Origin of the sequence: Micromonospora reichwaldensis (assembly GCF_031845925.1) — a bacterium.
Lineage (GTDB): Bacteria > Actinomycetota > Actinomycetes > Mycobacteriales > Micromonosporaceae > Micromonospora > Micromonospora reichwaldensis.
On record NZ_JAVRFL010000036.1, the window covers coordinates 58,139 to 82,604 of the forward strand.

Sequence of the window (24,466 nt, forward strand, 5' to 3'; positions counted from 1 at the left end):
GGTGTTTTCGGCGACCACCCGGGGCGCGGGCGCCGGCGGGCGGGAATGATGGGCGACGTGCGGTTCCTTCACGGCGCGGTCCCCGCGCACGACCTGACCTACAACGACGTCTTCATGGCGCCCGTCCGTTCCGAGGTGGGTTCGCGGCTCGACGTCGACCTGGCCACCACCGACGGCACGGGCACCACCATCCCGCTGGTCGTGTCGAACATGACGGCGGTGTCCGGCCGCCGGATGGCCGAGACGGTCGCCCGGCGCGGCGCGATCGCGGTCATCCCGCAGGACATCCCGATCGAGGTGGTGGCGAACGTCGTCGCCTGGGTCAAGCGGCGGCACCTGGTGCACGACACGGCGATCACGCTGGGCCCGACCGACACCGTCGGCGACGCGATCCACCTGCTGCCGAAGCGGTCGCACGGCGCCGTGGTGGTGATCGACGAGGAGAGCCGGCCGGTGGGCGTGGTGACCGAGGCCGACACGGTCAGCGTGGACCGCTTCGCCCAGCTCCGGCACGTGATGTCCACGGAGCTGCACACCGTGCCGGCGGACGCGGATCCGCGTACCGGCTTCGAGCGGCTCTCGGCGGGGCGGCGCCGGTTGGCCCCGGCGGTCGACGCCGAGGGACGCCTGGTCGGGGTGCTGACCCGGCAGGGCGCGCTGCGGGCGACCCTCTACCGGCCAGCGGTGGACGACCGGGGCCGGCTGCGGATCGCCGCCGCCGTGGGCATCAACGGCGACGTGACCGGCAAGGCGGCGGCGCTGTTGGAGGCCGGGGTGGACACGCTGGTGGTGGACACCGCGCACGGCCACCAGGAACGCATGATCACCGCCCTGCGGGCGGTCCGTGCGCTGGACCCGGCGGTCCCGGTCGCGGCGGGCAACGTGGTGACCGCCGAGGGCGTACGCGACCTCGTGCGGGCGGGGGCCGACATCGTCAAGGTCGGCGTCGGTCCGGGCGCGATGTGTACCACCCGGATGATGACCGGGGTGGGCCGGCCGCAGTTCTCCGCCGTGCTCGACTGCGCCGCGGCGGCCCGGCAGCTCGGCCGGCACGTCTGGGCCGACGGCGGCGTGCGACACCCGCGCGACGTGGCGCTGGCGCTGGCCGCCGGGGCCTCGAACGTGATGATCGGCTCCTGGTTCGCCGGCACCTACGAGTCCCCCGGCGACCTCTACACCGACGCCGACGGCCGGCGTTACAAGGAGAGCTTTGGCATGGCCTCGGCGCGGGCGGTCAGCGCGCGGACGGCCGACGACAGCGCGTACGACCGGGCCCGCAAGGCGGTCTTCGAGGAGGGCATCTCCTCTGCGCGGATGTACCTGGACCCGGCCCGCCCGGGCGTGGAGGACCTGATCGACGAGATCATCGCGGGGGTGCGGAGCGCCTTCACCTACGCGGGCGCCCGCGACCTCGCGGAATTCCACGAGCGGGCCCTGGTCGGCGTGCAGAGCACGGCCGGCTACACCGAGGGGATGCCGCTGCCCACCAGCTGGTGACCCCGCCGCCACCCCCGGGCCGCGCCGCAGCCGGCTGACGCTGCCCGCCGGTGGCCGTCAGGGCTGCGGGAAGAGGCGGTGGATCACCTCGCGGGCCGCCTTCCGGGGGTCGTCGCCGACGCGGGGCGGCAGCGCGCCCGAGATCCAGAGCGTGGCGAAGCCGTGCACGATGGACCAGGCCGCGAGCGCGTCGCCCTGCGGATCCTCCGCCGTCGGGCGTCGCTCGGACAGCCCGGCGACGCCCGAGTGCAGCGCGGCCCCGGCGCGCTGGCGGGCCGCCACCAGCTCCTTCGCGTCGGCCCGGTAGAGGTCCGGACGGAACATCACCTCGAAGTGCGCGCGGTGGCGGACCGCGAAGTCGACGTACGCGACGCCCCGGTCGAGCAGTTCGCCGCCGACGCCGTGCAGCGCCTCGGCCAGCAGGTGGAAGCCCTCGGTGGCGAGGGCGGTGAGCAGCCCGGCCTTGTCGCCGAAGTGGTGGGCCGGGGCGGCGTGCGAGACGCCCGCCCGGCGGGCCAGGTCGCGCAGGCTCAGCGCCGCCGGGCCCGACTCCTCGATCACCTGCACCGCCGCCGCGAGCAGGGCGCGACGCAGGTCGCCGTGGTGGTAGCCGCGCGTTCCGGTCATGCCGCCATCATATCTTGCCATTGACAAGATGACACTTCCGGAGGCAATCTTGTCGCCGACAAGTTCCGACCGAGGAGGTACCGATGGCTCCGTTGATCGCACTCGTGGCCGGCACCGCGCTCGCCCGGCTGGCCGGGCTGGCCGGCGTGGCCGCCCTCGACGGCTGGCATCCGGCGCTGCGGGTGGGCCTGGCGCTGATGTTCGTGGTGACCGGCGTCGCGCACTTCGCCCCCGCCTACCGGGCCGACATGATCGCGATGGTGCCGCCGCGCCTGCCCCGGCCCGACCTGCTGGTCACCGTCACCGGCGCGCTGGAGCTGGTGGGCGCGGTCGGGCTGCTGGTGCCGGCGACCGCCCGCTGGACCGCGGCCGGCCTGGCCCTGCTGATGCTGGCCATGTTCCCGGCGAACGTCTCGGCGGTGCGGCGCGGGCTGACCCTGGCCGGCCGCCCGGCGACCCCCCTCGGCCCACGCACGGCGGAGCAGATCCTCTTCGTCGGAGTGGCGGTCGCTATTTCGTTTGGGGCCTGACGTTCAGGGCGCTAATCTGCCGTCCATGGAACTGATGACGCTACGGGACGTGCCGATAGCGCGACTGCTCGTGGTCGCCGGGCACGTCACCGGACAGCGGTGGAACCGCTACCTGGCCGAGGCGCACGGCCTCACCCAGGCCGGGATGGTCGCTCTGATGACCCTCGCCGAGCACGGCGAACTGGCGCACCGCGCGGTCGCCGAGCACTGTTTCGTCCGGCCTGCCACCCTGACCGGCATCGTCGACACCCTCGAACGCGACGGCCTCGTCGAGCGGCAGCGCGACGAGGCCGACCGGCGCAGCGTCAAGATCGCGATCACCCCGGCCGGCCGCGCCCGGATCGACGCGCTGACCGCCATGATCCGCTCCGGGCAGCCGCTGACCTCGGTCGACGCCGACCCGGCGAAGGCGGCGGTGATCCGCGAGTTCCTCCTCGAGGTCATCGGCAACGGCGACCACGGCACCCCGGAAGGGAGCCCGGCGTGCTGACCCGGCTGCTGCGTACGCACCTTCGCCCGTACCACCGGCCGCTGGCCGCCGTGGTGCTGCTCCAGTTCGTCGGCACCATGGCGTCGCTCTACCTGCCCAGCCTCAACGCCGACATCATCGACCTGGGCGTGGCCCGGGGCGACACCCGCTACATCATGCGCACCGGCGGCTGGATGCTCGCGGTCAGCCTGATCCAGATCGTCTGCTCGGTGGCGGCCGTCTACCTCGGCGCGCGCACGGCGATGGCCTTCGGCCGGGACGTCCGATCGTCGATCTTCGGGCACGTCAACCGCTTCTCCGCCCGCGAGGTCGCCCGGTTCGGCGCGCCCTCGCTGATCACCCGCAACACCAACGACGTGCAGCAGGTGCAGATGCTCGTGCTGATGAGCTGCACGATGCTCGTCGCCGTGCCCATCATGAGCGTCGGCGGCGTGGTGATGGCGCTGCGCGAGGACGTCGGGCTCTCCTGGCTGATGCTCGTCAGCGTGCCGGTGCTGGCCGTCGCCCTGTGGCTGATCATCCGGCGGATGGTGCCGGGCTTCCGGCTCATGCAGACCCGCATCGACACGGTCAACCGGGTGCTGCGCGAGCAGATCACCGGCATCCGGGTGGTGCGGGCGTTCGTCCGGGAGCCGTACGAGACGGATCGCTTCGCCACGGCGAACGCCGACCTCACCGCGACCGCCCTGCGGATCGGCCGCCTGATGGCGTTGATCTTCCCGGTGGTGATGCTGGTGCTCAACGTCTCCAGCGTCGCGGTGCTCTGGTTCGGCGCCGAGCGGGTGGACGCCGGGGCGATCCAGGTCGGCGCCCTCACCGCCTTCCTCCAGTACCTGATGCAGATCCTGATGGCCGTCATGATGGCCACCTTCATGCTGATGATGGTGCCGCGGGCGGCGGTCTGCGCCGAACGGATCGTCGAGGTGCTCGACACCGACTCCTCCGTGGTGCCCGCCGCCCGCCCGGTGACCGAGGTGACGAGCCACGGCGAGCTGGAGCTGCGCGACGTCGCGTTCCAGTACCCGGGGGCGGCCGAGCCCGTGCTGCGCAACGTGTCGTTCCGGGTGACGCCGGGGACGACGACGGCGGTCATCGGCAGCACCGGCGCGGGCAAGACCACCCTGCTGTCGCTCGTGCCCCGACTGGTCGACGCGACCGCCGGCGCGGTGCTGGTCGACGGCGTCGACGTGCGGGAGCTGGCGCCGGACGAGCTGTGGCGCCGCATCGGGCTGGTGCCGCAGCGGCCGTACCTGTTCACCGGGACCGTGGCCAGCAACCTGCGCTACGGCAACCCGGACGCGACCGACGCGGAACTCTGGGACGCGCTGGAGATCGCCCAGGCGCGGGACTTCGTCGAGGCGATGCCCGAGGGGCTGGCGGCGCCGATCGCGCAGGGCGGCACGAACGTCTCGGGCGGGCAACGGCAGCGGCTGGCCATCGCGCGGGCCCTGGTCCGGCGGCCGGAGATCTACCTCTTCGACGACTCGTTCTCCGCGCTCGACCTCGGCACGGACGCGCGGCTGCGGGCGGCGCTGCGCCCCGTCACCGCGGACGCCGCCGTGGTGATCGTGGCGCAGCGGGTCTCCACCATCGTCGGCGCCGACCAGATCGTCGTGCTCGAGAACGGGGGCGTGGTCGGGATCGGCCGACACGACGAGCTACTACTCACCTGCCCGACCTACGCCGAGATCGTGGCGTCGCAGAACACCACGGAGGTGGTCGCGTGAGCGAGCGGAGCGAGCCCATCGTCAGGCACAGCGGCGCGGGCGCGAGCGCCGTACCGCAGCAGAAGCCGGCCGCCGACGCCGCGACGCCGAAGCGGCTGCCGCCCGGCGGGCAGCGCGGCGGTCCGCACGCGGGCGTCGGGATGCCCGCCGAGCGGTCGATGAACTTCGGGCCCTCGGCCCGGCGGCTGCTGGGCCGGCTGCGCCCCCAGCGCCTCCAGCTCGTCGCCGTGATCGCGCTGGCCGTGCTCAGCGTCGGGCTCAGCGTGGTCGGGCCGAAGGTGCTCGGCTGGGCCACCGACCTGATCTTCACCGGGGTGATCGGCCGGCAGCTGCCGGCGGGCACCACCGCCGACCAGGCGGTGGCCGCCGCGCGGGCGGCCGGCAACGACAACTTCGCCGACATGCTCGCCCGGATGGACGTGGTGCCCGGCGAGGGCATCGACTTCACCGCGCTGGCGCGGGTGCTGCTGCTGGCACTCGGGCTCTACCTTGTGGCCAGCCTGCTGATGTGGTGGCAGGGCTGGCTGCTCAACGGGGTGGTGCAACGCACCGTGCTGCGGCTGCGCGCCGAGGTGGAGGAGAAGCTGAACCGGCTGCCGCTGCCCTACTTCGACCGGCAGCCCCGGGGCGAGCTGCTCAGCCGGGTCACCAACGACATCGACAACATCTCGACGAGCCTCCAGCAGACGCTGAGCCAGCTGCTCACCTCGCTGCTCACCGTCGTCGGCGTGCTCGCCATGATGTTCTGGATCTCGCCGCTGCTGGCCCTGGTGGCCCTGGTCGCGGTGCCGGTCTCGGTGGTCGTCACCGGTGCCATCGCCAAGCGGTCGCAGCAGCAGTTCATCGCCCAGTGGGAGCACACCGGCGAGCTGAACGGCCAGATCGAGGAGGCGTTCACCGGCCACGAGCTGGTCAAGGTCTTCGGCCGGCAGCGCGAGGTGGAGGCCGCCTTCACCGCCAAGAACGACGAGCTGTTCCGGGCGAGCTTCGGCGCCCAGTTCATCAGCGGGATCATCATGCCGGCGATGATGTTCGTCGGGAACCTCAGCTACGTGGCGATCGCCGTGGTCGGTGGCCTGCGGGTGGCGTCGGGGTCGATGAGCCTCGGCGACGTGCAGGCGTTCATCCAGTACTCGCGGCAGTTCACCCAGCCGCTCACCCAGGTCGCCTCGATGGCGAACCTGCTCCAGTCCGGGGTCGCCTCCGCCGAGCGGGTCTTCGCCGTGCTCGACGCCGAGGAGCAGAGCCCCGACCCGGCCGAGCCGGCCCGCGTACGCGACCCGCACGGCCGGGTCGAGTTCGCGAACGTCTCCTTCCGGTACACCCCCGACAAGCCGCTGATCGAGGACCTGTCCCTGGTCGCGGAGCCCGGCCACACGGTCGCCATCGTGGGACCGACCGGGGCCGGCAAGACCACGCTGGTCAACCTGGTCATGCGCTTCTACGAGCTGGACGCCGGCCGGATCACGCTCGACGGGGTGGACGTGACCACGATGCGCCGCGACGACCTGCGCGGCCGGATCGGCATGGTGCTCCAGGAGACCTGGCTCTTCGGGGGCACCATCCGCGACAACATCGCGTACGGCCGCCCCGGGGCGAGCGAGGAGGAGATCCTGGCCGCGGCCCGGGCCACGTTCGTGGACCGGTTCGTGCGCAGCCTGCCCGACGGCTACGACACGGTGATCGACGAGGAGGGCAGCAACGTCAGCGCCGGCGAGAAGCAGCTCATCACGATCGCCCGGGCCTTCCTCGCCGAGCCGTCGCTGCTGATCCTGGACGAGGCGACCAGCTCGGTGGACACCCGCACCGAGGTGCTGCTCCAGCGGGCGATGGCCGCGCTGCGGTCGGACCGGACGAGCTTCGTCATCGCGCACCGGCTCTCCACCATCCGCGACGCCGACCTGATCCTGATGATGGAGGACGGCCGGATCGTGGAGCAGGGAACGCACGAGGAACTGCTCGCCGCGCGGGGCGCGTACCACCGCCTGTACCGGTCGCAGTTCACCGCCGCCCTCCAGCCCGAACCCGACCCCGAACCCCAGCCCGGCCTCGACCTCCAGGCCGGCCCCGAGCCCGCGCCGCTCGAAGGGTCGTCCCGGTGACGGGGAGACCGCCGGCGGCGACGGGCGGGCGGTCGACGGGGTCGGGGCCGGGCGAGGGCTCAGCCGGCCGGCAGCAGGGCCGGGCCGCGGTCGGCCACCACCGCGCCGATCAGCCGGAGGGCGTCGGCGGCGGGCATCGGGTCCAGGGCCCGGCCGCCGCGCAACCGCAGGGAGACCGCGCCCTCGGCCGCCTCGCGGGGTCCGACGACGGCGGCGTACGGGACCCGGGCGCGGGCCGCGTCGCGGATGCGGGAGCCCAGCGAACCGGCCCCGTCGACCTCGACGCGCAGCCCGGCGGCCAGCGCGTCGCGGGCGAGCCGGGCCGCCGCCCCGGCCTGGTCGTCGCCGACGGGCAGCACCACCAGCTGCACCGGGGCGTACCAGGCGGGGAAGGCGCCCTCGTGCACCTCGATCAGGTACGCGAAGAGCCGCTCCATGCTGCCCACGAGGCTGCGGTGCACCATCACCGGTCGACGCCGCGCCCCGGACGCGTCGGTGTACGACAGGTCGAACCGCTCCGGCTTGTCGAAGTCGAGCTGGACGGTGGAGAGGGTGAACTCCCGGCCGGCGGCGTCGCGCACCTGGATGTCGATCTTCGGGCCGTAGAACGCTGCCTCCCCCGGGGCCTCGGTGAACTCCACCCCGTCGAGCGCGGCGCGCAGCAGCTCCTCCGCCCGCGCCCACTGGGCGTCGTCCCCGACGTACTTCTCCCCCGGCCCGCGCAGCGACAGCCGGAACCCCGCCGGCCGTACGCCGAGCGCGGCGTGCGCCTCGCGGATCAGCCGGAGGATCTCGACGACCTCCTCGCCCACCTGCTCCAGGGCGCAGAAGTTGTGCGCGTCGTTGAGCGAGATGGCCCGCACCCGGGACAGCCCGCCGAGCACGCCCGAGCGCTCGGCCCGGTACATGCCGCCCAGCTCGGCGATCCGCAGCGGCAGCTCCCGGTAGGAGCGGCCCCGGGCCCGGAACACCAGGGCGTGGTGCGGGCAGAGCGCCGGCCGCAGCACGAGCTCGTCGTCGGCGCCGAGCGCCATCGGCGGGAACATGTCGTCGGCGAAGTAGCCGAGATGGCCGGAGAGTTCGAAGAGTTCCCGCCTGCCCAGCGGCGGGGTGGACACGTGCCGGTAGCCGGCCCGGCGTTCCAGCTCGCGGACGTACTCCTCGACGGCGTGCCGGGCGGCGGCCCCGGCCGGCAGCCAGAGCGGCAGCCCGGCGCCGGCCAGCGGGTCGGAGGCGAACAGCTCCAGCTCCCGGCCGAGCCTGCGGTGGTCGATCATGTCGCGCTCCTTGATCGGGTACGACCCGGAGGCGACCCGGTCACCGGACGCCGCGAGGCCCCGGGGCGGATCGCCCCGGGGCCTCGTCGACGGTCAGGTCAGTACGGCGCGCCGGGGTCTCCCGGCGTCGTGGTGGATACCGCACTGCGCATGCCGCGACGGTACGGCCCTGCCCGCGGGGACCGCAGCCGGTTTTTCCGGGCGGTCCGGCACGGGGGCGGCGGAGGCGGAAGCGCGGACGGGCACAGGGGCGGGCCGCCGGCACGGGACCTGCCGACGGCCCGCGGCGGCCGCACCGTCAGGAACGGGGGACCCGACGGTCGTGGGGCCGCGCCCCGACAACGGTACGCCGGGACGCCCCGGTCCGCCGACCCTCGGCGCCGCGCCCACCCGTCACCTGCGGCGGTCTCCGCTCGTTGTTTCCGGTGGCCCTGCCGTGTCGGTGGTCACCACGCGCCAGGGTCCCGCCCCGTGACGCCGGACGACCCGTCAGGCTCGGTACCCGCAATCGGCCCCGTCCGGCGAGGTGGCAGTCGTGCCCGAACTACTCACTGAGGTCGCAACGCCGGCCTGGGCGTACCTCGCACTGCTCGCGCTGCTGGTCGCCGACGCCTTCGTCCCCGTGATCCCCACCCAGGTCGTGATGATCACCGGCGGCGCGCTCACCGTCTACGGCGGGCTGAACCTGCCGGTGACCATCGCCGTCGGCGCGCTCGGCGTCTTCGTCGGGGACCTGGCCTGCTACCTGCTCGGGCGGGGCGCGCCGGACCGCCGGGCGCCGCGCGACGCCCAACGCGGCCGGGCCCGGCGCGTCGCCAGCCGGGTCACCCAGGGGCTGCGCCGGCCCGGGCCGCTCGTGATCCTGCTCTGCCGCTTCGTGCCCGGCGGACGGATGGCCGCCTGCTTCTCGGCCGGCCGCAGCCGGTACCCGTACCGCCTCTTCCTGCTCTACGAGGGCCTGGCGGCGCTGGCCTGGGCGACGTACGGCGGGCTGGTCGGGCACCTCGGCGGGACGGCGCTCACCGAGTCCGCGTGGCGGCTGGCGCTGATCGCGGGGGTCGCGGCGGCCGGCTTCGCGGCGGCGGGCTGGGCCATGACCGCCGTCGGGGCCCGGCGGGCGGCCGAGTCGGTCGCGGTGCCGGTCGTCGTCACGGCGAGGCGGGACGCGCCCGGGGCGGACTGACCGGCCGCCCCGGCGCCGCCTAGGGGTGGTCCCGGGGGCCGATCTCGGTGGGCGGCCCGGATCCGTCTGGGGTCCCTGCCGGGACAGGCTGAGCCATGCGCGGAACCCGGAACAGTGGACTGCTGGCCCTCGGCGGGATCGCCCTGGCGACGCTGCTCGCCGTGATCGGCCACGTCGAGGTCAACGAGAACCTGGACCCGTGGACGCTGACCGTCAGCGACTACGCCGTCTCCGACCGGGGCGGCGTCATCGACGTCGCCATGCTGGTGCTCGCGGCGGCCACCGCCGTGCTCCTGCCCGCCCTGTGGCGCGGCCACCGGCCGGCCGCCGCCGGCGCGGGGCGGGCGGCGGAGGCGTTCCTGGCCGCCTGGGTCGGCGGGCTGCTGCTGGCCGCGGTGGTGCCGACGAACGAGCCCGGCCTGCCCATGGACACCGCCGCCTACGTCCACCGGTACGCCTCGGTGGTCGCCTTCCTGGCGTTGCCGGCCGCCGGCTGGCTGCTCGCCCGACGCCTGCCGGCAGCCGCCGGCCGCCGGGTACGCGGTCTCGCCACGGCCAGCGTGGTCCTGGCGGCGGCGATGGTCTGGTCCGCCTACCCCGGCGACCGGCTGCTGCTCGGCCTGGTCGAGCGCCTGCTGATCCTCACCGAGGTCGCCGTGCTCGTCGTCGTCGCGGTCGCCCTGCTCCGGCGGGTCACTCCAGCTCGTGCAGCATGAGCTGGCGGGCGGCCTCGGTGATGGAGCCGGACAGGCTCGGGTAGATCGTGATCGTCTGGGCCAGCTCGTTGACCGTGAGGTTGTTCTCCACGGCCATGGTGATCGGCAGGATCAGCTCGCTCGCCTTCGGCGCCACCACCACGCCGCCGATCACCTGCCCGCTGGCCGGGCGGCAGAAGAGCTTGACGAAGCCGTCGGCGAGGCCGTCCATCTTGGCGCGGGCGTTGCCGTCCAGCGGCAGCATGACCTGCCGGGCCGGCACCTTGCCCGAGTCGACCTCGTCCTGCGAGACGCCCACGGTGGCCAGCTCCGGGTCGGTGAACACGTTCGCCGCGACGGTACGCAGCCGCAGCGGCCGGACCGCCTCGCCGAGCGCGTGCCACATCGCGATCCGGCCCTGCATGGCGGCGACGCTGGCCAGCGGCAGCACCCCCGTGCAGTCGCCGGCCGCGTAGATGCCGGGCACGTTGGTCCGGGAGACCCGGTCGACGGTGACGTAGCCGCCCCGGGCCAGCGCGACGCCGTACTCGGCCAGGCCCAGGTCGGCGGTGTTGGGGATGGAGCCGACCGCGATCAGCGCGTGGGAGCCGGCCACCTTCCGGCCGTCGGAGAGCTCGACCTCCACCCCGTCGGCGGTACGCCGGACCGCGTCGGCCCGGGAGTTGTTGAGGATGCTCATGCCCCGGTTGCGGAAGACCCGCTCGATGGCCATGGCCGCGTCGGCGTCCTCGTGCGGCATCACCCGGTCGCGGCTCGACACCAGCGTCACCGGCACGCCCATCGCCAGGTAGGCGCTGGCGAACTCCGCGCCGGTGACGCCGGAGCCGACCACGATCAGGTGCTCGGGCAGCTCCGGCAGGTCGTACACCTGGCGCCAGGTCAGGATGCGCTCGCCGTCCGGTACGGCGGTGGGCAGCTGGCGCGGGGTGGCGCCGGTGGCGACCAGCACGGTCGACGCGGCGATGGACTGCTCGCCGCCGCCGTCGGTCGGGGTGACGAGCACCCGGTGGGTGTGCCCGAGGGTGTCCTCGCCGAGCCGGGCGGTGCCCGACACGAAGGTCACGCCGGCCTTGACCAGCTTGGCGTGGATATCGGCGGACTGGGCGAGCGCGAGGCGCTTGACCCGCTCGTGCACCGCGCTGGCGTCGACCGTGACCGCCTCCAGGCCGTCGGAGTCCACCCCGAACTCCTCGGTGTCCCGGTAGCCGGTCACCACCTCCGAGCTGGCGATGAAGGTCTTCGACGGTACGCAGTCGGACAGCACGCACGCCCCGCCGGCGCCCTCGGCCTCCACGACGGTGACATCAGCGTCCAGCTGCGCGGCAACCAGGGCCGCCTCGTAGCCGGCCGGTCCACCGCCGATGATCACGATCCGGCTCACAGCGCCATCCTTTCGTTCGCGGCTGCGGGGCTCCGCTCCGCTGCACTCCTCGCGCTCACCGTGCCCGCCCCCGACCGATGCTCACAGTGACTTTCTTCTCCCGAACGCGTCCGACACGCTCGGTCGTATTCTCCCCCACCCCGCGGGCGGGCTATCGTCATCGCCGTGCGTCATCACGCCGCCTACGGCTCTAACCTCGACCCCGCCCGCATGCGCGCCTACTGTCCGCATTCGCCGATGGTGGGCACCGGCTGGCTGGAAGGCTGGCGGCTCACCTTCGCGGGCGAGGACGTGATCGGCTGGGAGGGCGCGGTCAGCACGGTCGTCGAGTCGCCCGGCGACCGGGTCTTCGTGGCGATCTACGACATCCACCCCTACGACGCCGCCCAGCTCGACGAGCTGGAGGGGGTGACCGCCGGCACGTACCGCAAGCTGCACGTGCGGATCTCCACCCTCGACGGCGACGTGACCGCGTGGATCTACGTCTTCGACGGGTACGAGGGCGGGCTGCCCACGGCGTGGTACCTCTCGGAGATCGCGAACGCCGCCGAGAAGGCGGGCGCACCGGACGACTACGTCACCGAGCTGCGGTCCCGCCCCACCGGCACCGCGTCGGCCTAGCCCGTACGGTCGGCCCCGCGCGTATCCCACGGCCCCCAGTCTGCTCCGGCACCGGGCGGGGCCCCCATCCGGCCCCGCCCGGCGTCGTCAATCACACACCGGCGGCCGGCACGACCCGCTCGTACATGTCGGCCCAGCGCCCCTCGCGCAGCCCCACCGACCGGTAGAGCGAGAGCGGCGCGGTCGGATTGGCCAGGTCGACCCCGAGGCCGACGGACTCCCGGCCCTTCTCCACGTACCGGGCGAACGCGTGGCTCAGCAACGCCGCGCCCACCCCCCGGCGCCGGTGGCCGGGCAGCACGGCGAGGCCCTTGACCCACCCCTCGTTTCGGTCGAGCGCCTGGTCGGACGAGCGGAGCACGCCCGCCGGCCGGCCGTCCACCTCGGCGACGAACCACTCGTCCCAGGCCGGGTCGGCCCCGATCCGGGCCCGCCACCGGTCGTAGGACAGCGGCTCGTAGTCGGGGGTGTCGCGGAAGGCGGTGTCGTAGATCCGGTGGAAGTCGCGCAGCTCCGACTCGTCGCCCGGACGCACCGGCCGGACCGTCACCCCCGGCGGCGGTGGCGGCGGCTCGCCGGGCAGCCCGGCCAGCGACCGGCGCATGAGCTGGTACCGCTTGACGACCTTGAACCCCGCGTCGGTCAGCTCGGCAGCCCACCGGCGCTCGGGCGGGCATGCGGGGGAGCGCACGGTCAGGGCCGGCAGGCCGCGCTCGGCGGCCCGCTCGGCCACCCGGTCCAGCTGCCGGGCCAGCAGCGGCGCCCGCAGCTCGGCGCCCCGGTCCGGGTCGACGAACACATCGACGAACTCCCGCCCCGTCCCGGTCTCGTTCTGCAGGATCGCCCAGGCCACCAGCACGCCGTCCGGATCGGTCACCACCCAGGAGTCCCGCTCCGGGTCGACGTACGGCGCGGTCAGCGCGTCGCGCACGTCGTCGGCGGCGAAGTCCGGGTAGCCGATGGCGAAGGTGTCGGCGGCGTGCACCACCGCCAGGATCGCCGGTACGTCGTCCAGGGTGGGTCGGCGGGCGTGCCAGCCGGCGGGAAGAGTCACGGGGGCGATCCTGACAGGCGGGCCGGCGGGGCGCCGCCGATTTTCCGGCCCGCCCCGGTGGCCGGGTTCCGGCGCGGGCCCCGTTCCTGCGCGGACCGGGTTCCGGCGCGGCGGCTCAGCCCGGGTCGGTCAGGTGGGCCCGGGTCGCGGTGAGCAGCTCCACCAGTTCGGCGCCGTCGGCCGGGCCGAGCGCCGCGAAGGCCGGCGAGGCCAGCCGGTCGGTCACCGCCTCGGCCCAGAGCCGCCTGCGCACCAACGGCCCGACCGGCGGGTACGGCGGCGGCCAGCCGCAGGCGACCGCGCCCGCCTCCCCGTCCGGGCCGGCGAGCACGGCCTCCAGCGGCGTCATCCCGCTGGCCCGGACCGCGATCAGGTGGGCCCCGGCAAAGTGCTCCCGGAGCAGGCGCAGGCCGACGGCCGCCCGGGCGCCGGCCGTCCGGACCGGCACCGGCATGGCGCGCCAGGCCGCGAAGAGCGGCATGCCGCTGGCGTCCGCGGCGTCGACCGCGCGGCTGAGCAGGGCGGCGAGCCGGCTCACCCCGGCGAGGGCGTCGAGCCGTTCCTCGCCCCACCGGCAGCACTCGACCATGGTGGCGGCGGCCACCTCGACCGGCGGGACGACCCGGCGGGCCGCGTCCCAGCCGTCGGCGACCGCTTCGGGGGCCAGGAAGCCGAGGGCGGCGGCGACCGTCTCGGCGCGCACGTCCCCGAGGGCCCCGGCCCGCCCGGTGACGTAGAACGCCCAGCCGGGGATGCCGAGCAGCCGGGCCCGACGCAGGGTGGTCGGGCAGCGGGTGAAGACGTCGCCGAGGTCCAGCACGATCGGCTTGCTGGCCGCGGCGACCTGTTCCGGCGTCATCCGCCCGCTCCCCGTCCGTCCACAGGGGTCAGTCTGCCGCGCCGCCGCCCGACTCGGCATCCCCCTCTTCGGCGTCGAGTGCCTCCACCGCCGCCTCGACCTCGCCGGCGCGGCGGCGCGCGGCCGTCACCGTGCGTTCCGCCCCCCGCCGTGCCAGCCTCGCCCGGCTCAGGTCCTGCTCGGCGACGGCCCGGCGCCGCTCCAGCTCGGCCAGTTCCGCCTCGATCGCGTCCAGGGCGCCGACGCCGTCGCGCTCGGCCGCCGTCGCGCCGGCCAGCTCCGCCTCGGCGCGTTCCTGATCGGTACGCGCCCTGGCCAGCTCCTTCTCCAGCGCCCGCCGGCGGCGCGCCCGCTCCGCCCGGGCGGCCCGTTCCGCCTGCTCGGCGCGGAGCGCGGCCCGGTCGACGCCGCCCCGCTGCTTCCCGGCCGGCTCGGGCCGGGGCTCCGGTTCCGGCTCCTCCCCGCCGGTCACCAGCCGCAACTGGGGGCGGGGCACCTCGCCGAAGCCGGCGTACGTGGCGGCCCGCAGCAGCCGGCCGGAGCGGACCTGGTCGGCGACGTCGGTGTCGGCGAGCGCGGCGTTGAGGGTGGCCTCCACCTCGGCCAGCGGCAGCTTCCCGGCCGGCGGGGCCTCCTCCACCCCGGCCGCCAGCTTGCGTACCTCGGCGACGAGCGCGCCGACCACCGCCCGCCGCTGGGTGGAGAGTTCCCGCAGCCGGGGCCCGCGCAGCTCGCGTTGGGCGGTGCGCAGGGCCTCGGCGAGCTGGGCCAGGTCGGCGACCAGTTCGGGGCGGCGGATGGCGAGCAGGTTGACCAGCCAGGCGGCCACGGTGGGCCGGCGCAGCCGGGCGATCTCCCGGGCGGCCTTCGGGTCGCCGGCGCGGCGGGCCTCGGCGACGGCCTCGTCGCGGATCGCGACGAACCGGTCCGGCGGGGTGGTGTAGAGCCGGTGCACCAGCTCTCGGGGCGGGCCGGGCATCGCCGTCAGGCGTCGATCCGGGTGCCCGGTTCGAGCCGGCGGTACTCCACGTCGGACAGCCGGGTGAAGTTGCCGTTGAGCACGTTGAGCCCGTTGTCGTTGAGCAGCCCGTCGTGCAGCGCGTACGCCCGGCGCGGGGCGACCGCCCGGAGGAAGTCCAGCGACTCGGAGAACTTCGTCCACGGCGCGTGGATCGGCAGGAAGAGCGTGTCGACCTGCGCGTCCTCGGGGACGACCAGGCTGTCCCCGGGGTGGTACACCGCGTCGTTCAGCAGGTAGGCCAGGTTGTCGATCACCGGGATGTCGGGGTGGATCACGGCGTGCCGGCCGCCGTGGGCGCGTACCGGCACGCCGGCGGCCGTGAACGACTGCCCGGGTCGGACCGCGTCGAGCGCCTCGGCGGCGTCGCCCAGGGTGTCGGCCAGGGACGCCGGCCCGTGGATGACGAAGCGCCGTCGGTCGAGCTGCCGGGTGACCGCATCGACGTCGAGGTGGTCGGGGTGCTCGTGGGTGATCAGCACCGCGTCGGCCCCGTCGAGCGCAGCCGGATCGCTGAACACGCCCGGGTCGATGACCAGCACTCCCCCGTCGTGTTCCACCCGCAGGCAGGAGTGGGCGTACTTGGTGAGCTGCATCGTGACTCCAAGATTATCGAATCGTGATGTCCTGAGCGCAGTCTGCCGGAACCGACGTGGGGACGCGTCACGTCTGAGGTATCGCCCCGCACGGGGGCGAGGACGATGGAGGCGGGATGGACGGACGGGATCGGCGACGTCGAGGCGTACGGCTGACGGCCGCCGCGCTGGTGGCGCTGTTCGCGCTCGCGGGTTGCGGCAGCGACGCGCGGGACAACGCCGACAGCGGGCCGGCGGCGGCCCCGGCGGAGCGGGACCGGGCCGGCGGCGCGGCGGACCAGGCCGGTGGCGCGGCGGACCCGGCGGGTGGCGCGGCGGAGCGGGGCGGCAAGGCCGAGCAGGGCAGCGGCGCCGGCGCACCGGACCTGCGGGTCGACCAGCGCTCCATCATCTACACGGGCACGATGCGCGTGCAGGTGGACGATGTGGACGAGGCGGCGCGGAGCGCGATCGCCACGGTGACGGCGGCCGGCGGTTTCATCGGCGGCGACCAGCGGCGCAGCGCCGACGCGGACGCGCGGGCCGAGCTGGAGCTGCGGGTGCCGGCGGCGAAGTTCCACGGCGTCGTCGACGAGCTGGCGAAGCTCGGCCGGCAGCAGCGGCGGGAGATCCGCACGGAGGACGTCACCGAGCAGGTGGTCGACCTGGACGCGCGGATCACCACCCAGCGTGCCCGGGTGGAGAGCGCCCGCAAGCTGCTGGCCCGGGCCACCTCGATCAGCGACCTGGTGTCGCTGGAGAACGAGCTGTCGCGCCGGGAGGCCGACCTCGCCTCGCTGGAGGCGAAGAAGGAGCGGCTGGCGGACCTGACCAGCCTGTCGACGATCACCGTGTCGCTGGTCGGCCCGGACGCGAGCACCGCCGACGAGGAGACCGAGGTCGGCTTCCTGGTGGGGCTCAAGGGCGGCTGGAAGGTCTTCCTGACCTCGATGACCATCCTGCTGACGGTGCTGGGTGCGGTGCTGCCGTGGCTGCTGGCGATCGGCGTACCGCTGACGGTGCTGCTGGTGGTGCTGCGCCGGCGGCGGCGTACGGCCCCGCCGGCGATGACGCCGACCGGACCGGCCGCGCCGCTGCCGCCTACCGCGCCGCCGCCAGTGCCCGCAGCGCGGTCTGGACCATGAGTCGTACGCCGACCGGGATGGCCCGTTCGTCCGCGTCGAACGAGGCCCGGTGCAGGTCCACGTTCGGGCCGGAGCGGCCGACGCCCAGCCGGGCGAGCGCGCCGGGGACGTACTCCAGGTACCAGGAGAAGTCCTCGCCGCCCATGCTCTGCGGGGTCTCGGCGACGCCCTCCGGCCCGAGCGCGGCGACGGTGGCGCCGGTCAGGACCTGGATGGCCCGGGAGTCGTTGCACACGGGCGGGCGGCCCCGCAGGTATTCGAGGTCGACGGTGGCACCGGTCGGCGCGACGACGTCGCGGACCACCTGACCCACGATCTTGGGGGCCAGCTCCCAGGTGTCGCGGTCCATCACCCGCAGGGTGCCGGAGGCGCACGCCTCGGAGGGGATGACGTTGTAACGGGTGCCGGCCGAGGCGTGGCCGAAGACCAGCAGCAGCCCGCTGTTGGCCGGCACCCGGCGGCTGACCAGGGCCGGCACCTCGGTGATCAGGCGGCCCAGCGCGTCGACCAGGTCGACGGTCAGGTGCGGGCGGGCGGTGTGCCCGCCCGGGCCGGTGAGCCGGACGGTGACGTTGTCTGCGGCGGCGGTGATCGGGCCGACCCGCAGGCCGATCTGCCCGACCGGCAGGTTGGGGTCGCAGTGCAGCGCGAAGATCTGCACCACGTCGTCCAGGCCGCCGGCCTCGATGACCTCCAGCGACCCGCAGGGCAGGATCTCCTCGGCGGGCTGGAAGATCAGCCGGACCCGGCCGGGCAGCTCGCCGAGGTCGGCGAGCTGGGCCAGCAGCATGCCGACGCCGAGCATCACGGTGGTGTGCACGTCGTGGCCGCAGGCGTGGCAGACGCCGTCCACCGTGGAGCGGTACGGCACGTCCTTCGAGTCGGTCAGCGGCAGGGCGTCGATGTCGGCGCGCAGCGCGACCACAGGGCCGTCGGGGCGGCCGTCGATGTCGCAGATGACCCCGTTGCCCTTCGGCAGCAGCCGCGGCCTCAGCCCGGCCAGGGTGAGCTCCCGGGCGATCAGGGCGGCCGTCTCGAACTCCTCGCCGGAGAGCTCCGGATGGGAGTGGAGGTGGCGACGGGTGGCGATCAGCCCGGGCACCCGGAGGGCGAGCAGGTGGTCCAGCTCGAACGGCAGGGGCTGGGAGCCGGACGGCGCCTCCGGCCAGGACGACGCCAGCTGGTTGCCGGTGGGCAGCGTCAACGCACTCGTCACGTCGAATTCTCGTTCGCTAGAGATGGATGGATCATCAGGAACAGCAGACAGCCTAGACCTCCGACGGTGACGCTGCGCAACGTCGTTCCGGTAGCCGTCGGACCGCACAGCGTCACGTATGCCCTGCTCGGAGCGCTCGTAGATCTGCGGGACAGCAGGTAGATCGCGGTCGAACGCCGTCATCCGCCCCCCACCTCCTACAACGCGTAATCGGCCCGGCCGCCGCGAAATCGATGCCGATTGCAGAGGCCGCTTTTCCGAATTGTCGCATTAGTCGGTCACACCGACGGACACTCCGACAATTACCCGACCATCGCCCGAGCGAGGGCACCCGAGACGGTCACACACCCCGTCGCCGACCAACCGCACACCGTGTGCGTCCGCGTCCACCCGGTCGGGTTACCCCCGAACCCGTCCGGCACACGCCGTGACCGGTCGGCCACGGCGCCCCGCACCGCGCGCGGCCCTCCGGCGGCGTCGCCGGGACTGCTCCACGCGCCCGCGCCGCCGATGGGCGGCCAGCGTCTGCTCCGACTGTAGCGCTCCGCCCCGCACGCCCGCGACCAGCGGGAACGCACCGTGGGCGGCTCGTTACCCGGACGTGCACCGGCCGGTTACGGCGCGGGGGTGAACCCGCGCCGCACCGACGCCGACTCCCCGCCCGTCCCCGACGCGGCGGGAGGTCGGACGGCCTCGGCCGGCGTGATCAGAACCGGTCGCTCGGGCGGTACAGCCCCCACACCTGGCGCAGGGTGCCGCAGACCTCGCCCACGGTGGCGCGGGCCCGCAGCGCCTCCCGCATCGGGTACAGCACGTTCTCCGTGCCCTCGGCGGCGGCCCGCAGCTCGGCCAGCCCCCGCTCGACCGCCCCGGCGTCGCGCTCGGCACGCAGCCGGGCCAGCCGCTCGGCCTGCGCCGCCTCGATCGTCGGGTCGACCCGCAGCGGCTCGTACGGCTCCTCCTCGTCGACGGTGAACCGGTTGAGGCCCACCACCACCCGCTCGCCGGAGTCGATCTCCTGCGCGATCCGGTACGCGGACTGCTCGATCTCCCGCTTCTGGAAGCCCGCCTCGATGGCGTCGACCGCCGAGCCGTGGTCGGCCACCCGCTCCATCAGCTCGGTCGCCGCCGCCTCGATCTCGGCGGTCATCGCCTCCACCACGTACGAGCCGGCGAACGGGTCGACGGTGGCGGTCAGGTCCGTCTCGTACGCCAGCACCTGCTGGGTGCGCAGCGCCAGCCGGGCCGCCTTCTCGGTGGGCAGCGCGATCGCCTCGTCGAAGCTGTTGGTGTGCAGCGACTGGGTGCCGCCGAGCACCGCGCCGAGGCCCTGCACCGCCACCCGGACCAGGTTGACCTCCGGCTGCTGGGCGGTGAGCTGCACGCCCGCGGTCTGGGTGTGGAAGCGCAGCATCATCGACTTCGGGTTCCTGGCGCCGAAGTCGTCGCGCATCAGCCGGGCCCAGATCCGGCGGGCGGCCCGGAACTTGGCCACCTCCTCCAGCAGGGTGGTGCGGGCGACGAAGAAGAACGACAGCCGGGGCGCGAAGTCGTCCACGGCCAGGCCGGCCGCCAGCGCGGCCCGGACGTACTCGACGCCGTTGGCCAGGGTGAACGCGATCTCCTGCGCGGGCGACGCGCCGGCCTCGGCCATGTGGTAGCCGGAGATGGAGATCGTGTTCCACTTCGGCACCTCCTTGCGGCAGTAGCCGAAGGTGTCGGCGACCAGCCGCAGCGAGGGCTTCGGCGGGAAGATGTACGTCCCGCGGGCGATGTACTCCTTCAGGATGTCGTTCTGGATCGTGCCGTTGAGGGCCGAGCCGGCGACCCCGTTCTCCTCTGCCACGAGCTGGTAGAGCAGGAGCAGCACCGAGCCGGGTGCGTTGATGGTCATCGAGGTCGAGACCTTGTCGAGCGGGATGCCGTCGAAGAGCAGCCGCATGTCGTCGATCGAGTCGATGGCCACCCCGACCTTGCCCACCTCGCCGTGCGCGATCGGGTCGTCGGAGTCGTAGCCCATCTGAGTCGGCAGGTCGAAGGCCACGGAGAGACCCATCGTGCCGGCCCGCAACAACTGGTGGTACCGCGCGTTGGACTCGGTGGCGGTGCCGAAGCCGGCGTACTGGCGCATGGTCCAGGGGCGGGAGGTGTACATGGTGGGGTAGACCCCACGCGCGTACGGGAACTCGCCCGGGCCGCCGAGCCGGGAGTCCAGATCCTCCGGAAGGTCCGCCGCCGTGTAGACGCCCTTGATCGGGAAACCGGACTCGCTTGACCGCGGTTCGCTCATTAGCGGATGGTAGGACGCGCGACGGCGTCGGCGGGTGAGGGATACCGCACACCGGGCGACGCGTCGACGGGCATCGACGAGAGGTGAACGCTCGGACACGTACCGTCCAGTTCGACAAACGTCCGCCGCGTCGGGTTTCGCATCGGGCGTCGGAACCAGCAAGATAGGGGGGTTGTGTCCCAGCCCCCCTCGAATTCCCCCGGTGGCTTTTCTGTGACTCAGATCCCGACGTGGAGCGGCGGACCAGTCAGTTCCCCCAACGGACGCGCGACGCCCGGCACGACCATCGGCGAGCGCTACTCGCTGCGTTCGGCGGTGGGCAACGGCGGCATGGGCACGGTCTGGCGTGCCACGGACACACTCCTGCGGCGGGACGTGGCCGTCAAGGAGGTCGTCCTGCCCCCGGGGCTGGCCCCCAGCGACCGCGACGCCATGTACGAGCGCACCCTGCGCGAGGCCCGCGCGGCGGCGGCCATCCAGCACCCGGCCGTCGTCCAGGTCTACGACGTGGTCACCGAGGGCGGCCGGCCGTGGATCGTGATGGAGCTGCTCGACGCCCGCAGCCTCGCCGACATGGTGATCGAGGACGGGCCGGTCGCGCAGCGGGTGGTCGCCAAGATCGGCATCGCCCTGCTCGGCGCGCTGGAGGTGGCGCACGCGATCGGCGTGCTGCACCGCGACGTCAAGCCGGCCAACGTGCTGATCTGCGCCGACGGGCGCTGCGTGCTGACCGACTTCGGGGTGGCCCGGATGCCCACCGACGTGCAGCTCACCACCCCCGGGATGGTGCTCGGCTCGCCGCACTTCATCTCCCCCGAGCGGGCGATGGGCCAGGAGTTCGGCCCGCCGAGCGACCTCTTCTCGCTGGGCGTCACGCTCTACACGGCGGTGGAGGGGCGGCCCCCGTTCGACAAGGGCGACCCGATCGAGACCATGCACGCCGTGGTCGAGGACCCGCCCGCCCCGCCGCAGCGCAGCGGGCCGCTGGCCCGGGTGCTGATGGGCCTGTTGGAGAAGGACCCGGCCCGCCGCCTCGACGTGCACACCGCCCGGGCCATGCTGCGCGAGCTGCTCGCCGGCCCGCTGACCAGCAACGCCGCCGCGGTGAACTCGGTGACCGATCCCTACTCGGTGGTCCCGGTGCAGCGGCCCGTGCCGACCCCGCCGGCCGCCGCGCCGGAGCAGCCGAAGCCGAGCGGGCAGATCGGCGGCCGGGCGATGCTCAACCCCGGCGAGTCGCTCACCGACCGGCTGGCGGCGCTGCGCCGGGGCGAGCGCCCCGCGCAGGCCGCCCTCGCCGCGAGCCCCGCCGCGATGGACGACACCAGCGCCGACGCCCTGGCCGGGCCGCTGCACACCCCCACCGGCGCGATGCCCGCGCCGAGCGGCTCCCCGCCGGCCGGCCGCACCTACGGCGGCGCCGAGGCGACCCAGCGGATGACGTCCGGCGGGTCGGACGCCACCCAGCAGCTGCGCACCAACGCCGCCGGCCTGGTCGGCTTCAGCGGCCCGACCGAGGCGACCCAGCGGGTGAAGGCGGGCACGCCCACCTTCGGCATCCCGCCGGAGGCCACCCAGCGGGTGAGCGCCGGCGCGCCCGTCTTCGGCGCACCGCCGCCGGAGGCCACCCAGCACCTCGGCGGCACCTACGGCGGCGGCCAGTGGTCGGTGCCGGGCACCGGGCAGCCGTGGGCGACCCCCGCCACCGCGCCCGCCGCGAACGGCTCGGGCGGCGGCTTCGGCGGCCGGGTCGGCGCCGTCGGCAACCAGCTCGTCGGCACCGTCAAGGGCTGGCCGCGCAAGGTGCAGCTCGCCGCCGCCGGCGGCCTGGCCGCGCTGCTGCTGATCGGGGCGGTCGTCCTCTTCACCGGCGGCGACGACCCGGCACCGACCGTCCCGCAGGCCGCCCCGACCTCGCAGGCCCCGGCCGCCGGCGTGCCCGAGATGAAGGAGCACACCGGCAAGGGCGTACGGGTCATGGTGCCGCAGGGCTGGGAGATCAAGAGCGCCGGCAACTGGGTGGACTACGTCGACCCGGAGGACGAGGGCCGCAAGGTCCGGATCCTGGTGGAGGACTTCCGCACCAACTCGATGCGCTGGGCCGAAGTCGCCGAGGACGGCCTGAAGAACCGCTCCAAGTCCTGCGCCAAGCCGTACGCCCAGCTCGCCATGAACGAGGTGCAGTGGGTCGGCAAGGCGGCGGCCGAGTTCGAGTACACCTGCGGCGAGGGCGAGGCCAAGCGGCACGGCGTGTGGCGCGGCGTGGTCCACGAGGGCAAGGTCTACTCGTTCTACCTCACCTCGACCGACACGAAGTTCGCCGACAGCCGGCCGATCTTCGACGAGATGGTGAAGTCGTTCCAGCTCACCGAGGCCGGCTGAGCCCGGGGGAAGCGCGGTGGTGATCCGCCGGCGTGCTATCAAGAGACATGCCGGCGGAAACCACTGACATCGACGACATTCGCGAGCAAGCGCGGCGCTGGCTCGACGACGATCCCGACCCGGCCAGCCGGGAGGAGTTGCGGGCGGTGCTCGACCGCCTGCCGGCGAGCGCCCCGGAGCTGGCCGACCGCTTCGCCGGCCCGCTGACCTTCGGCACCGCCGGGCTGCGCGGGCCGCTGCGCGCCGGCCCCAACGGGATGAACCTCGCGGTGGTCACCCGGGCCGCCGCCGGGCTGGTCGGCTGGCTCGCCGCCCAGGGCGGCTCCGGCCCGCTGGTGATCGGGTACGACGCCCGGCACGGTTCCCGCGAGTTCGCCGAGCGGACCGCCCAGGTCGCCACCGGCGTGGGACGCCCGGCGCTGCTGCTGCCCCGCCCGCTGCCCACCCCCGTGCTCGCGTACGCGGTGCGGCACCTCGGGGCGGTCGCCGGGGTGATGGTGACCGCCAGCCACAACCCGCCGCAGGACAACGGCTACAAGGTCTACCTCGGCGCGGAACTGGGCGGGGTGCTCGGCGACGGCGCCCAGATCGTGCCGCCGGCCGACGCCGGCATCGAGGCCGCGATCCGGTCGGTCGGGCCGCTGGCCGAGGTGCCGCTCGGGCCGGCCGGTCAGGTGCTCGGCGACGACCTGGTGGCCTCCTACGTGGAGCGGGCCGCCGCCGTCATCGACCCGGACGGGTCGCGCGACCTGGCGGTGGCGTACACACCACTGCACGGGGTGGGCGCGGCGGTGCTCACCGCGGCGTTCGCCCGCGCGGGCTTCCCCGTGCCCGGTGTGGTGCCCGAGCAGGCCGAGCCCGATCCGGCGTTCCCGACCGTCTCCTTCCCCAACCCGGAGGAGCCGGGGGCGGTGGACCGGCTGGTGGCGCTGGCCGAGGCGACGGGCGCGGACATCGCCATCGCCAACGACCCCGACGCGGACCGCTGCGCGGTGGCGGTCCGGGACACCGGTCCCGCGGTGAGCACGCAGGCAGCGGTCGCCGGCCCGGATCAGCCGGAGGGCAACCCGCCCGGCTGGCGGATGCTGCGCGGCGACGAGGTGGGCGTGCTGCTGGCCGACCACCTCATGCGGCGCGGCGTGACCGGTCTCTACGCCACCACGATCGTGTCGTCGTCGCTGCTGCGGGCGATGTGCGCCGCCCGGGGCCTGCCCTACGACGAGACGCTGACCGGGTTCAAGTGGATCGTGCGGGCCGGCGGCGGGACCGAACCGCTGGTCTTCGGTTACGAGGAGGCGCTCGGCTACTGCGTCGCCCCCGGGCACGTACGCGACAAGGACGGCATCACCGCCGCGCTGACCGTGGCGGAGCTGGCCGCCGGGCTCAAGGCGCAGGGACGCACCCTGACCGACCGGCTGGACGAGCTGGCCGCCGAGTTCGGCGTGCACCACACGGACCAGCTCTCCGTACGGGTGGACGACCTGCGGCTGATCGCCGACGCGATGGCCCGGATCCGGGCCGCCACCCCGACGACGCTGCTCGGGCAGCCGGTCACCGAGGCGCAGGACCTGCTCCCCGAGGCGGACGTGGTGATCCTGCGTACCGGCACCGCCCGGGTGGTGATCCGCCCCTCGGGCACCGAGCCGAAGCTCAAGGCGTACCTGGAGGTGGTGGAGCCGGTGGCGGACGGCGACGTCGCCGGAGCCCGCGCCCGCGCCACCGCCGCGGTAACCACCCTCCGCACGGAAATGGCCAAGACCCTGAACCTCTGAACCC

Annotated in this window: 20 protein-coding genes; 11 read left to right on the forward strand and 9 right to left on the reverse strand. The window is 74.3% G+C overall.

What is annotated here, in order from left to right:
• The first annotated feature begins 57 nt into the window (after positions 1-57).
• The gene (locus tag RM555_RS25085) at positions 58-1,497 is read left to right on the forward strand and encodes a GuaB1 family IMP dehydrogenase-related protein (RefSeq protein ID WP_311414038.1); all 1,440 of its coding nucleotides are present in this window, start codon (positions 58-60) and stop codon (positions 1,495-1,497) included.
• A gap of 57 nt (positions 1,498-1,554) precedes the next feature.
• Here RM555_RS25085 and RM555_RS25090 read toward each other — a convergent pair whose 3' ends face one another.
• Positions 1,555-2,124 carry a TetR/AcrR family transcriptional regulator gene (locus RM555_RS25090; protein WP_311414039.1) on the reverse strand — a complete coding sequence of 190 codons (570 nt, stop codon included), beginning with the start codon at positions 2,122-2,124 and terminating at the stop codon, positions 1,555-1,557.
• Between the two features lie 83 nt (positions 2,125-2,207).
• Between RM555_RS25090 and RM555_RS25095 the strand changes: the two genes are divergently transcribed.
• The 4 genes from RM555_RS25095 to RM555_RS25110 all read left to right on the forward strand — a co-directional run bounded on the left by RM555_RS25095 (position 2,208) and on the right by RM555_RS25110 (position 6,973).
• Positions 2,208-2,654, forward strand: coding sequence for a DoxX family protein (locus tag RM555_RS25095; protein ID WP_311414040.1), 447 nt, complete (start codon positions 2,208-2,210; stop codon positions 2,652-2,654).
• Positions 2,655-2,679: 25 nt separating this feature from the next.
• Complete coding sequence (locus RM555_RS25100) at positions 2,680-3,144, forward strand: MarR family winged helix-turn-helix transcriptional regulator (protein WP_311414041.1); 465 nt, start codon at positions 2,680-2,682, stop codon at positions 3,142-3,144.
• Positions 3,138-4,871 (forward strand): ABC transporter ATP-binding protein, encoded by a 1,734-nt coding sequence (locus tag RM555_RS25105; protein ID WP_311414042.1) that lies wholly within the window; start codon positions 3,138-3,140, stop codon positions 4,869-4,871. Before RM555_RS25100 ends, RM555_RS25105 begins: the two co-directional genes overlap by 7 nt.
• A 140-nt stretch (positions 4,872-5,011) precedes the next feature.
• Positions 5,012-6,973 carry an ABC transporter ATP-binding protein gene (locus RM555_RS25110; protein WP_311414059.1) on the forward strand — a complete coding sequence of 654 codons (1,962 nt, stop codon included), beginning with the start codon at positions 5,012-5,014 and terminating at the stop codon, positions 6,971-6,973.
• A gap of 59 nt (positions 6,974-7,032) precedes the next feature.
• Here the strand turns inward: RM555_RS25110 and thrS are convergent, their stop codons facing one another.
• Positions 7,033-8,250, reverse strand: a complete 1,218-nt coding sequence (gene thrS / locus RM555_RS25115) for a threonine--tRNA ligase (RefSeq protein WP_311414043.1) — start codon at positions 8,248-8,250, stop codon at positions 7,033-7,035.
• A 535-nt stretch (positions 8,251-8,785) separates the two neighbouring features.
• Here thrS and RM555_RS25120 point away from each other — a divergent pair.
• On the forward strand, positions 8,786-9,433 hold the full coding sequence (locus tag RM555_RS25120; RefSeq protein WP_311414044.1) for a DedA family protein: 648 nt from the start codon (positions 8,786-8,788) through the stop codon (positions 9,431-9,433).
• Positions 9,434-9,528: 95 nt separating this feature from the next.
• Positions 9,529-10,149 (forward strand): DUF998 domain-containing protein, encoded by a 621-nt coding sequence (locus RM555_RS25125; RefSeq protein ID WP_311414045.1) that lies wholly within the window; start codon positions 9,529-9,531, stop codon positions 10,147-10,149.
• On the opposite strand, the gene RM555_RS25130 is transcribed toward RM555_RS25125, so the two are convergent.
• Positions 10,127-11,530, reverse strand: coding sequence for an NAD(P)H-quinone dehydrogenase (locus RM555_RS25130; RefSeq protein WP_311414046.1), 1,404 nt, complete (start codon positions 11,528-11,530; stop codon positions 10,127-10,129). The genes RM555_RS25125 and RM555_RS25130 overlap by 23 nt on opposite strands.
• Positions 11,531-11,695: 165 nt before the next feature.
• Between RM555_RS25130 and RM555_RS25135 the strand changes: the two genes are divergently transcribed.
• A complete protein-coding gene (locus RM555_RS25135; RefSeq protein ID WP_132233291.1) occupies positions 11,696-12,151 on the forward strand; it encodes a gamma-glutamylcyclotransferase in 456 nt (151 codons plus the stop codon).
• A gap of 91 nt (positions 12,152-12,242) precedes the next feature.
• Here the strand turns inward: RM555_RS25135 and RM555_RS25140 are convergent, their stop codons facing one another.
• The 4 genes from RM555_RS25140 to RM555_RS25155 form a co-directional block, all read right to left on the reverse strand.
• On the reverse strand, positions 12,243-13,205 hold the full coding sequence (locus tag RM555_RS25140) for a GNAT family N-acetyltransferase (protein ID WP_311414047.1): 963 nt from the start codon (positions 13,203-13,205) through the stop codon (positions 12,243-12,245).
• Between the two features lie 115 nt (positions 13,206-13,320).
• Positions 13,321-14,064: an SCO6745 family protein gene (locus tag RM555_RS25145; protein ID WP_311414048.1), complete on the reverse strand. Its 744-nt coding sequence runs from the start codon at positions 14,062-14,064 to the stop codon at positions 13,321-13,323.
• Positions 14,065-14,092: 28 nt separating this feature from the next.
• On the reverse strand, positions 14,093-15,043 hold the full coding sequence (locus RM555_RS25150; RefSeq protein ID WP_311414049.1) for a coiled-coil domain-containing protein: 951 nt from the start codon (positions 15,041-15,043) through the stop codon (positions 14,093-14,095).
• A 5-nt stretch (positions 15,044-15,048) separates the two neighbouring features.
• Positions 15,049-15,678 (reverse strand): MBL fold metallo-hydrolase, encoded by a 630-nt coding sequence (locus tag RM555_RS25155; protein WP_311414050.1) that lies wholly within the window; start codon positions 15,676-15,678, stop codon positions 15,049-15,051.
• 116 nt (positions 15,679-15,794) lie between these two features.
• On the opposite strand from RM555_RS25155, the gene RM555_RS25160 reads away from it, so the two are divergent.
• Positions 15,795-16,802 carry a DUF4349 domain-containing protein gene (locus RM555_RS25160; protein WP_311414051.1) on the forward strand — a complete coding sequence of 336 codons (1,008 nt, stop codon included), beginning with the start codon at positions 15,795-15,797 and terminating at the stop codon, positions 16,800-16,802.
• Here the strand turns inward: RM555_RS25160 and RM555_RS25165 are convergent.
• Together RM555_RS25165 and RM555_RS25170 are read right to left on the reverse strand one after the other, a co-directional pair.
• Positions 16,759-18,018, reverse strand: a complete 1,260-nt coding sequence (locus RM555_RS25165; protein ID WP_132233279.1) for an amidohydrolase — start codon at positions 18,016-18,018, stop codon at positions 16,759-16,761. The two genes, RM555_RS25160 and RM555_RS25165, sit on opposite strands and share 44 nt — an antisense overlap.
• Positions 18,019-18,724: 706 nt before the next feature.
• On the reverse strand, positions 18,725-20,308 hold the full coding sequence (locus tag RM555_RS25170) for an acyl-CoA mutase large subunit family protein (protein ID WP_311414052.1): 1,584 nt from the start codon (positions 20,306-20,308) through the stop codon (positions 18,725-18,727).
• A 213-nt stretch (positions 20,309-20,521) separates the two neighbouring features.
• Between RM555_RS25170 and RM555_RS25175 the strand changes: the two genes are divergently transcribed.
• On the forward strand, positions 20,522-22,690 hold the full coding sequence (locus tag RM555_RS25175) for a serine/threonine-protein kinase (RefSeq protein WP_311414053.1): 2,169 nt from the start codon (positions 20,522-20,524) through the stop codon (positions 22,688-22,690).
• 47 nt (positions 22,691-22,737) lie between these two features.
• Complete coding sequence (locus RM555_RS25180) at positions 22,738-24,462, forward strand: phospho-sugar mutase (RefSeq protein ID WP_311414054.1); 1,725 nt, start codon at positions 22,738-22,740, stop codon at positions 24,460-24,462.
• Positions 24,463-24,466: the final 4 nt, after the last annotated feature.

Excerpts from the sequence above, each read along its gene's own strand:
- RM555_RS25160 (WP_311414051.1), top strand. The coding sequence starts at position 15,795 with ATGGACGGACGGGATCGGCGACGTCGAGGCGTACGGCTGACGGCCGCC.
- RM555_RS25100 (WP_311414041.1), top strand. The coding sequence starts at position 2,680 with ATGGAACTGATGACGCTACGGGACGTGCCGATAGCGCGACTGCTCGTG.
- RM555_RS25110 (WP_311414059.1), top strand. The coding sequence starts at position 5,012 with ATGCCCGCCGAGCGGTCGATGAACTTCGGGCCCTCGGCCCGGCGGCTG.
- RM555_RS25090 (WP_311414039.1), bottom strand. The coding sequence starts at position 2,124 with ATGACCGGAACGCGCGGCTACCACCACGGCGACCTGCGTCGCGCCCTG.
- RM555_RS25125 (WP_311414045.1), top strand. The coding sequence starts at position 9,529 with ATGCGCGGAACCCGGAACAGTGGACTGCTGGCCCTCGGCGGGATCGCC.
- RM555_RS25095 (WP_311414040.1), top strand. The coding sequence starts at position 2,208 with ATGGCTCCGTTGATCGCACTCGTGGCCGGCACCGCGCTCGCCCGGCTG.
- RM555_RS25150 (WP_311414049.1), bottom strand. The coding sequence starts at position 15,043 with ATGCCCGGCCCGCCCCGAGAGCTGGTGCACCGGCTCTACACCACCCCG.
- thrS (WP_311414043.1), bottom strand. The coding sequence starts at position 8,250 with ATGATCGACCACCGCAGGCTCGGCCGGGAGCTGGAGCTGTTCGCCTCC.
- RM555_RS25155 (WP_311414050.1), bottom strand. The coding sequence starts at position 15,678 with ATGCAGCTCACCAAGTACGCCCACTCCTGCCTGCGGGTGGAACACGAC.
- RM555_RS25180 (WP_311414054.1), top strand. The coding sequence starts at position 22,738 with ATGCCGGCGGAAACCACTGACATCGACGACATTCGCGAGCAAGCGCGG.
- RM555_RS25170 (WP_311414052.1), bottom strand. The coding sequence starts at position 20,308 with ATGAGCGAACCGCGGTCAAGCGAGTCCGGTTTCCCGATCAAGGGCGTC.
- RM555_RS25145 (WP_311414048.1), bottom strand. The coding sequence starts at position 14,064 with ATGACGCCGGAACAGGTCGCCGCGGCCAGCAAGCCGATCGTGCTGGAC.